The sequence below is a fragment of the Nostoc sp. UIC 10630 genome, from assembly GCF_010747425.1.
GTDB lineage: Bacteria > Cyanobacteriota > Cyanobacteriia > Cyanobacteriales > Nostocaceae > Nostoc.
Genome location: NZ_JAAGOG010000262.1, coordinates 1 through 9248 on the forward strand (window position 1 = coordinate 1; position 9248 = coordinate 9248).

Genomic DNA, 9248 nt, shown 5'->3' on the forward strand with positions numbered 1-9248 from the left:
GTTGGCTAACTTCTTGCTCAATCAGTGCCAATGGAAACAAAGGTAATAATTCATCTGGTGTAATTGGCTTACCAGTACCAGGATTTAAAACTGGTGGTAAGGCTTGTGGCAAGTCAGCTTGGATGTTGTACCAAGCTTTTGGCATTTGGTTTTCAGTCAGAACGTATTTAATCGTGTCCATATAATTAGGTTATGCACAACAGTAAAATTGTACATTTACGATTCTCCAAGAAAAAAGTTAACTTTTATTGTTCTTCAAGAGGTTAGTTATGACAAAAGAATATATGGAGTCTTTAGAGGCAATTGTTGATCAATTAACATTAGCCGCAGTTCTAGAAATGTTAGAACGGATCAGTCATAAAAAAGCAGAAAATCTCAGAAATCATTGGAAAGATGAGGCTTCTGCAAAGCTTTGGGATAAAGCTGCTAGACAGATAGAACAGATAAATATTGATATTTAATTAAAATTTTGGTTGTATTGCAAAGCTTTGCCCTAGCCTTACAGCCCTTCTCTAGAATTGAGGCTCTGTTCGCATTCAGGTATCCTGCGGCAGGCAGTGGCGCAGCTATCGCTGTATTAAATAGAAGCTGTGATTTATGGCAGGTTCAACCGCTTGCGGGCACCAAATCGAAACAGGTTATCAGGCAATATTGCTTTCAAGCGAGGCAACCATTGTGCCTCATTACCAACACGATACCGTAATCGTGGGGAACGGCTACGAGCAGCAAAGACAATTGTCTGTGCAACTTTTGTTGGATCATCGCCCTGTGCAATTGCTTGAGTGACAGTTGAGCGAATCACATCACGTACATTGTCGTAATCAGCATAATTGAAGGTGGGTGGTAACATGGCATGGTTGAAGTTAGTCTTAAAGTAACCAGGCTCAATTAAAGACACTTTAATATTGAACGGGTCTAGCTCCACACTCAGTGCTTCGCTATAACCTTCGAGGGCAAATTTACTTGCACTGTAAAAACCTTGACCGGGTGCGCCAATCAATCCTGCGACTGAACTGATATTGATAATATGTCCACTTTTCTGCTGTCTCATAACTGGCAAAACAGCGTTGGTGAGGCGGACAACACCCCAAAAGTTGGTTTCAAAGATTTCCTTGGCTTGTTGTAAAGAAGTTTCTTCCAGCATACTGGCATGAATTTGTCCGGCATTATTAATCAGTAAATCAATGCGGTTAGTCCGTGTGAGCAACTGTTTGATACATAATTGCACTGAGTCATCAGAGGTAACATCGAGCGTTAACATTTCTACATCACCTGATGCTGGATGTGACTTGCGACTGGTACCGAAGACCCAATAACCTACAGCAGCAAGCTTTTTAGCAGTTAACTGCCCAAATCCAGATGATGCTCCTGTAACTAGCACGACCTTTTTATCAGTCATCTGTTTTCCTTTTTAGAATATAAATACGATTTCATATAACTTTTTATAGCTAAAGAAAGATTTGATTTTTGTATCAATTTATCTGTTCTACACTAGCTTAAGTGCAGAATAGCTAAATTATACCTAGCGGAACTTTTAAAATATCCTCTTAAGCTCAATTAAAACTTCCCACTATTCAGAAAGTGTAAAATATGTTGAGATGTGATTTGTGACTGTTCAATTTGAGGGGCATGACCGCAATTTTTGAGTAATATTAGTTGAGAGTTGACAATAGATTGCTGAAATTTTTCTGCATCTTCAGATGGCAATATATCATCAGTTTCTCCCCATAAAATGAGTGTTGGTTTGTCAACTTGGGCAATTGTATTTGCTAATTCACTATAACCACCAGATTTTACATAAGAAATCATGGCATCATTCCAACCAGGCATTTCTTGGTGTAACATGGCGCATTGAATAGCCAAAAGTATTTTGGTATCTAGATTAGGTAAGATACTACATATATTTAATGCCAAGATGTGGCGTTGACGTAGATATTCCACAGCCAAGAAATCAAAAGGAGGAAACAAGTATTTGGTAAAGATGGGAGAACTAGTGTAACCTAAACTATTAATCAATATTAGTGATTTTACAATTTGAGGATAAGTGAGAGTAAAATCGATTGCAGTTGCACCTCCCATTGATGCACCTACTAGTATTATCGGTCTGTTGATTAAAGTTTTCCAAAAATTGTAAAGGTGAATTTTGATTGTATTTGGGCTGTAATTTATCTCTTTTTGTCTTTGTGTAAAGCCAAAACCTAACAAATCTACTGCCCATGTTTCATTTTGAGTAGCAAGTAATGGCAACAGAAGACGGAACTCTAGGATAGAACTATCGAAGCCGTGTAGCAGCAGAATTGGTGTGCCTTTACTACCTTTGTGAATATAGGTTGTGAAAATTGGGTGTTGGCTCAAGGTGGTTGCAAGAGCAATTCTCTCAATACTTTGGACAAAAGAGATTGCTTTTGGGTCTGTTAATTGATTAACTTGTGATGGCAGAAAATTAGTCAACATTACTTTTCACTCCAAACTAATTTTCCACAACCCATCTAGCGCATTGGATTGTTGCAATTGACTATTATTGCTGCCAAGCCAATTATTGCCATACACTAAGCCAAGACTAAACGTGCTGCTTACAGGATATTGCCCTATTTTTCCAAAACCTTCAATATTGTTTGAGTCAGTAATTACCTGTTGGTTCAACTGTATAGTTGTTTGGTTGCCGTCATCAAAGTAAATTGTGGCCCGCTTGTTGTGAAAGCTGACCTGAACTTTGTAGACCCCACCAGTTGCATAATAGTAAGCTTTGGCAGGCAGCTTTTGACCATCAATATTTTGCCCTTTGAACTCAACTGCCATTGCAGGCGTGCCTAGCAGCAACAAGACTGGCAGGAATAAGCCTAAAACTTTCATTGGTACTAACAATCACTTTCAATGAAACTATTTTCTACTTTAAAACATAAAAATAATTTGTGAGTTAACTAGCGATTGCTTGGCCGAAATTGGGAATCCTAAAAGAAGTTAAGAGTGATTTTTAGTACAAATGGTTTTTAAATTTCGCTTGATTGGTGTTGCGGCTTTGCTTCTAGCTCAAATGTCGTTACCCGTATTTGCCAACAATCTTACCGCTACAGTCGTAAGCGTCGGTGATGGTGACACCATACGAGTGAGAACTGGTAACAAAACTTTGACTGTTCGTCTCGCTTGCATTGATGCACCAGAGATGAAGCAAAGTCCTTTGGGACAGCAATCATCTGCAAGACTTAAACAATTGCTGCCAGTGGGACAAGGAATTACCCTACGTCCTATTGAAACTGACAAATACAAGCGCTTGGTTGCAGAGGTGTTTGTCGAGAATCGCAGTGTCAATCTCAATATGGTGCAAGAGGGACAGGCTGTGGTCTATCGCCAGTATCTCAAAGGCTGTCCAGAGTCACAAGATAGTTTGTTGCAAGGTCAAAACACCGCTAAACAACAGCGTTTAGCTTTTTGGAGTCAGGCTAATCCTGTAATGCCTTGGGACTTCCGCCACAAAGCTGCTCAACGGGCAACATCAGTGCCGATTCAACCGCAGCAACAGAATAACTGCGACCCTGCTTACCCAGATTTTTGCATTCCAAAGAATTCACCAGACTTAAATTGCCGAGATATTAGCCAACGAAGGTTTAAAGTGCTGCCACCAGATCCTCATGGGTTTGACCGAGATGGAGATGGGATTGGGTGCGAAAAATAACTACGACGAAACACAGCTTTTAGTTAAGCAGTAAAAATGTTTCATTAAAATCAAGATTGTTCAATTGACTCCGAACCTTTAAAGATTGTTGGAATGGGCATCACCATCAACATTATTAAGTTAGAAACCCAAAACAAGACAACAACGCCAAAACCCACTAATGTCAAATAGGAAAATGTTAATTGTGTGAATCCATCTAGCAGCTGCCACAACCGAAAGGCTGTGTAGAAAAAGCCAATAGGTACAACAATACTTGGCACTAGGGAGCGACTAAAAATACGTTCAGATATGAGTTGTACGGCGACTATCAACAGGTAACTTCCCCAAAATACCCATGCAGGTGGTTGTTTCCAAGCCAGAACTAACAAGCACATCGGTAACAAAACTCCAGCAACCAAGGCTAATTTGACCCACCATCGCAGAAATTGCCATTGCTGCTGGTTATACCCAATTTCTGCCGTAAAGGGTAAACGTCGAGCTTTCACACCAAAACCATAGCCAAGAGCTAGCAGGCTTATAATCAGAATAAAAAGCGTAAGAATTAATCCATTATTAACTGTCATCTGCTCGAAAATACCAATTCTCATACTCTTAGTTTAATCTGGCTTTAACATCCTCCCCGCACCTTGGCTGCCAATAACAATATTTCGCCTTCTACTTTTATATACTCAGTGTGCAATGTGTTGATTTAAGCTAGTCGAAAGTTGAAGTCGAACTCCTTTGAATTTTCTCTAGCAGTCCTAGTTCATCGCTTCCCAAATTGATTTTCTCTTTTATTGCCGAAAGCGATGCTGATATAGGCGATTGGAGTGATGAGTGATGTATTGGGAGACTGTCTTCCTTTCCAGACATACTGTAAGTAAGAAATTTACAAGTTCGTAGTCTTATCGAGTCTTTTAAAGCCTAACCAGTAGGTTGCTTAATTAGTCACAATTTTATTAAATATTGTACTAAGAAGCTCATCCATCATTGAACTAATACTCAAAAACAGTCACTCATTTTCAGAATTATTAATACTGCTTATACTTAGTTTTTAATCGAAAACTATTAATAAATAATTTTTGTAGCAGCAAATGTCAAAGGCTAAGAATTCCTTAACGCTGCGTCCGCCAAAAACTGTCCAAATTAATATTAGTAATGTGCAAGAGAATGCATTTATTTTGTAGTACAAAAAATCGAGATAACCTTTGATGAACAACCCATTAGCGAAAAATGATACGAACATTTTAGTAATTGGAGCAGGAGTCAGTGGTCTAACAACTGCTATATGTCTAAGAGAGGCAGGTTTTAATGTTGTGATTGTTGCAGATCGTTTTGCCCCAGATTTAACCTCTATTGTGGCAGGTGCATTATGGGAATGGCCTCCAGCAGTCTGTGGTCGTCATGGCTCTCCGAGATCGCTGGAACGCTCTAAAGACTGGTGTATGACTACCTATAATAAATTCAAGAAAATACACACAGAGTTTGGTTCAGAAAAAACAGGAATTTATTTGAGGGATGGGTATTTCTATTTTAAGGATGTTTTGGAAAATCGACCTGCTGATCTAAGCAAAATGAATGAGTTGAAAGATAAAGTTGATGGATTTGAAAGAGGTTTACATATTGTCAAAAAAACGATTGATTTGAATTTTCAAGGAGGTATAAAAGATGCTTATAAACACATGGCTCCGATGACAAATACCGATGTTTACATGAATTGGCTACTTCAATATGTAAAGGATATCGGATGTGAGATTATCCAGGAGAAAATCACTGTCAATGTAGTTCAAAACGAACAGGAACTACTTAGCCGTTTTAATGCAAGGGCAATTGTTAATTGTGCTGGGCTAGGTTCAATAGCAACTACAGGGGATAGTTCCATGTATCCCGTGAGGGGCGCACTTGTCAGGGTTAAAAATCTAGGGAAAGTTGTCAAGGATGCTCATTGCATTTCCCATGAAGAATCTTCTTTAAATGAGCAAGACATCATTTTTATAGTTCCTAGAGGGGATGATTTGGTGGTCTTAGGAGGATTAACGCAGCAAGACCAATGGGGTACAGACTTATCTCTTGAGGTTCCAATTATTCGACAGATGTATGATGGTTGTTTAGAGTTTCTACCGGAATTAAAAGAACTCCCCCTAGATGATCAGGAGCCTGTTAGGACTGGTTTACGACCATTAACATCGGAAAATGTTTGTGTGGAAAGAGTTTTAAACACACACATATTTTATAATTATGGACATGGAGGGTCAGGTGTAACGTTGTCATGGGGATGTTCACAAGAAATTGTCCACTTAGTACAACAAATGCTCGGCGAATCGGCAAATCCAGTTGCTTTGCATAGTATTAAGATAGATAGCAATAAGCAGACTGTCTTTATGCTACATGATATGTTTCTGAGCAAAACTGATTTTAGACATATCTGCTCAGAGAATAGAAATCTAGTTTTACTCTGTAGTCGGCGAGGACTCAGTGAGGTTGTACCCTCCCAGTATCAATACTTGGATATTGTGCAGATTGTAGAACCTTATAATTTACAAAATCTGCTCCAAACCTATCAACAGATTAAGACTGACTATAAACTATTAGATGATAACTGCCGGATTGTCACCAACGATGAGTATTCAGTACTGTTAGCTGCACAGTTGCGTGAAGCTCTAAATATGCCAGGCGATCGCCCAACGATGATCCAGCAGTTTACTGATAAGAGTTACCTCAAATCTACCCTCAAAAATTCCCTGATTCGGGTGCCTAAGTATCTGATTTTTGCTCAAGACCAATACCGTAAAGAGCCGATTTCATACTTAAAGTTTGTTCTAGAAGAACTAGGTAATCACATTTTGATCAAACCAGTTATCGGAGTCGGAAGTGAAAAAAGCAGAAGAATCTATACTGTTGATGATTTGAAAGCTTGGTGTGAAAGCAATGTAGATTCAAATTCAGAATTTGAGATGAATGAATTCATTAGAGGTCAGTTATACAATACAAGTGTTGTTCTAAAAAACGGTCAGCCTTGTTATTTCGCTGCTTGCAAGCAGTATCGACCTAATGATGAGTTCATTTCTGGTCATCAAATCGGCAATATTATTGTTAGAGAAGAAGAACCAGAATTTCAGAAACTCTGGCAATTTTCAAGTGATGTCTTAGAAAGTTTAGAACACGATTACCCGAAAAATGGTGTACTAAATATTGATTTATTAATACCTTCCTTTAGCGAAGAAGCAATCCTAATGGAAGTAGCTGCACGCCCCCCGGAAGCACTTGTATCAAGAATGTTTTACATATATCAGGGGCTACGTCTAAACGAGTTACATTTCCAATTACAGATAGGTGATTCGCCTGATATCATTCTCAAGGATAGAAATGAGTGGAAGTACAGCGCTTCCTCGATTCATCCAAAGCAGAATGGCGTTGTTACAGAAATTGAGAAGCCAGTTCTTGAAAGTGATGTGGAAATTTATTGGCAGATTTATTTGGGAGAAAGACTGGAAAAATCACAAAGTATGAGGGATATTGCCATTGCTATTGTTTTGAGCCATCATGACTTTTCAACCCTTCAAGAGGAATATCAATTAGTCAATTCTACCAATTTCTACAATACTAAGAAAGATTTTTTCTAGCAACCCGAAAGAAACTGTTTTACAGCAGTGTTTGAGTTAAAAACCGAAAAATTACCGCCTAAATGAGTAAATTTTAGTGTATTCTGCGCTTTTCTAGCAGACAGAGGTGAACGAGGGAACAAACAACTCTCTTTTGTTTGACCGAGAAGATTGGAGATTGAAAATTGCAGATTGCTTTATTGTTGTTTTTGGTACAAGCCCAGCATATTGTGGACGGAATAAATCTAAAAGACGCTACGCACAGTCGCTTTCCGCGTCGCTATCATCAATCTCGAATCCTCAAGCTGCATCCAAGAGTGGGTGCAGTCAATTCTCTTATCTACAATCTCAAATCTACAATTGTTTGACACTCTTCGGGAAGCGACGGAATCTGTTTTAGGTTTGGTGTCCTATGTTTGCTTGCAGACTGAGAGGATGCGTTGGTCGTTAGCGCTAATAAGTTTGATTTGATGAAAATTGGATAGGTTAATTTTCATATTTTCAGTTTTTGCTTTATTGTAACTAAGTGATTTAGCAGAAACTGTGTTGTTATTCTGTTTTCCTGTAAAGCAACTAAACTCAGAATTAGGATAGTACAAAGCTCCGACAATATTTCCTTGTTGACGTTGTAATAATAAGTAGGCTTTCCCTATTTGATTAGGTTTAGGAGTTTCGCCGTATAAATATGTTCCATCAGCAAGCGGAGCCGATTTGGTTGAGCTATTTGGCAGGCTTTGTCCAGTTGAAGAAGGAATTTCTAAACCGACTAAAGCTAGAGAAAGCAATATAAATGCCGCACTTTTCTGGAGTTTTGTGCTAACAGTTGCAGGTAGATTCATTTGTTTTTTCCTTGCGTTACTGTTGGTTGTACCTACCTTAAACCTCTTGTCCTTTGTATAAATCTTTCTGTCGGTAGAGATTAGGGTAGCAATATCAACTTTCAAGCCCTTCCACGATTACTGCTGGTGAGAGCCATTCTTAAACCTTGCCTGGATTCTCAAAGCTAGTTAAGTAGTTTTATATCTCGGTTTCTTATCTCTACGGCAATGAATTCTTTGTGAGTTTCACTTGGCCTTGAGGAAATTAACCGTAAGAGTCTTTGAACAGGTGTTGTGTTTCTCTAGTTGACCAAACAATTCGCAATTCGCAATTCGCAATTCGCAGTTAAATACGAGAAATCGTTTAATTGCTTAATTGTTAATTACTGGGTTTCAAGCCCCCACTGATTTTAATTGCGAATTGCGAATTCACAATTGCGAATTGGGTTGACGCAGGCTGAAATAATCGCATTGCTAATGGGCAAGTGATCGCTTTCACCTTTGCTTGGTGTAGCCTTATGGTTGACACCAGTATATTAATCATATTATCATGTCAACTGGCGAGCGCAGTGAAAATAAAATTAAAGTAAAAATGAATATCACAGTAGATGTAACACCCATCGCTGCGTTTAGGTGGAATGAAGAAAATGCCCAAAAACTCAGGGAGCTAAGAGACAAAGCTGGATATAGTAGACAAAAGCTATCTGATGCTGTGGGAGTTTCTGTGGCTTATATTCAGCAGCTAGAGACTCCTCACGTCTTTATTAACAAACCAAAGAAACCAACTCAGATGACTGTTAGTACAGAAATTCTAGAGAAACTTTGTGCTGCTTTAGATGGGGATATCACTTCACTTATTTGGAACATAGATTACAACAGTTAAGACACCATCTACTACGTTCACCAGTGAAAATCGCTTGACAACTACTGGTGAGCGTAGTAGTATAGTAATCATAAGAGAGGAGACGAGCGCGATGCCTCTTTTGAAAAACAAAGAAGCGCTCAAAATTCAACCCTTACAAATCGAGTTAACGATACGAAACCTAAAACCAGCCGCCACCGGGACTAGCAGCCGGAAGCCAAAAACTTGTATTGCTCAAGCCATCGAGGAGATCCCGATGGTGCGATTCGTTGGCTATAAATCAAGCCCAACAAGGCTTAGAGGGATTAGCCGCT

Annotated in this window: 11 protein-coding genes and 1 pseudogene; 6 read left to right on the forward strand and 6 right to left on the reverse strand. The window is 39.0% G+C overall.

The genetic code is table 11. The annotated features are described in order from the left end of the window. Positions 1–181 (reverse strand): annotated as a pseudogene (locus G1O98_RS33975) (TrpB-like pyridoxal-phosphate dependent enzyme); the annotation flags it as partial. 88 nt (positions 182–269) lie between these two features. Here G1O98_RS33975 and G1O98_RS33980 point away from each other — a divergent pair. Continuing rightward, a complete protein-coding gene (locus G1O98_RS33980; protein ID WP_104899669.1) occupies positions 270–461 on the forward strand; it encodes a hypothetical protein in 192 nt (63 codons plus the stop codon). Between the two features lie 134 nt (positions 462–595). Here the strand turns inward: G1O98_RS33980 and G1O98_RS33985 are convergent, their stop codons facing one another. The 3 genes from G1O98_RS33985 to G1O98_RS33995 all read right to left on the reverse strand — a co-directional run bounded on the left by G1O98_RS33985 (position 596) and on the right by G1O98_RS33995 (position 2853). Further along, entirely contained in the window at positions 596–1399 is an 804-nt protein-coding gene (locus G1O98_RS33985) for an SDR family NAD(P)-dependent oxidoreductase (RefSeq protein WP_163937953.1), read from the reverse strand. Between the two features lie 158 nt (positions 1400–1557). Next, on the reverse strand, positions 1558–2454 hold the full coding sequence (locus tag G1O98_RS33990; RefSeq protein WP_167306233.1) for an alpha/beta hydrolase: 897 nt from the start codon (positions 2452–2454) through the stop codon (positions 1558–1560). 6 nt (positions 2455–2460) lie between these two features. Then, positions 2461–2853 (reverse strand): hypothetical protein, encoded by a 393-nt coding sequence (locus tag G1O98_RS33995; RefSeq protein ID WP_163937956.1) that lies wholly within the window; start codon positions 2851–2853, stop codon positions 2461–2463. 130 nt (positions 2854–2983) lie between these two features. Between G1O98_RS33995 and G1O98_RS34000 the strand changes: the two genes are divergently transcribed. Beyond that, positions 2984–3673, forward strand: a complete 690-nt coding sequence (locus tag G1O98_RS34000) for a thermonuclease family protein (protein ID WP_243458624.1) — start codon at positions 2984–2986, stop codon at positions 3671–3673. A gap of 50 nt (positions 3674–3723) precedes the next feature. On the opposite strand, the gene G1O98_RS34005 is transcribed toward G1O98_RS34000, so the two are convergent. Beyond that, positions 3724–4260, reverse strand: coding sequence for a hypothetical protein (locus G1O98_RS34005; RefSeq protein WP_202985844.1), 537 nt, complete (start codon positions 4258–4260; stop codon positions 3724–3726). A gap of 603 nt (positions 4261–4863) precedes the next feature. On the opposite strand from G1O98_RS34005, the gene G1O98_RS34010 reads away from it, so the two are divergent. Both G1O98_RS34010 and G1O98_RS34015 read left to right on the forward strand, forming a co-directional pair. Further along, entirely contained in the window at positions 4864–7275 is a 2412-nt protein-coding gene (locus tag G1O98_RS34010; RefSeq protein WP_163937959.1) for an FAD-dependent oxidoreductase, read from the forward strand. Positions 7276–7439: 164 nt separating this feature from the next. Next, positions 7440–7622 carry a hypothetical protein gene (locus G1O98_RS34015; protein WP_163937962.1) on the forward strand — a complete coding sequence of 61 codons (183 nt, stop codon included), beginning with the start codon at positions 7440–7442 and terminating at the stop codon, positions 7620–7622. Between the two features lie 42 nt (positions 7623–7664). Here the strand turns inward: G1O98_RS34015 and G1O98_RS34020 are convergent, their stop codons facing one another. Next, a complete protein-coding gene (locus tag G1O98_RS34020) occupies positions 7665–8093 on the reverse strand; it encodes a hypothetical protein (RefSeq protein ID WP_163937965.1) in 429 nt (142 codons plus the stop codon). Between the two features lie 529 nt (positions 8094–8622). Between G1O98_RS34020 and G1O98_RS34025 the strand changes: the two genes are divergently transcribed. Beyond that, the gene (locus tag G1O98_RS34025; RefSeq protein WP_163937968.1) at positions 8623–8955 is read left to right on the forward strand and encodes a helix-turn-helix transcriptional regulator; all 333 of its coding nucleotides are present in this window, start codon (positions 8623–8625) and stop codon (positions 8953–8955) included. Between the two features lie 91 nt (positions 8956–9046). Beyond that, the coding region (locus G1O98_RS39520; protein ID WP_207794522.1) for a hypothetical protein at positions 9047–9248 on the forward strand (202 nt) is incomplete at its 3' end.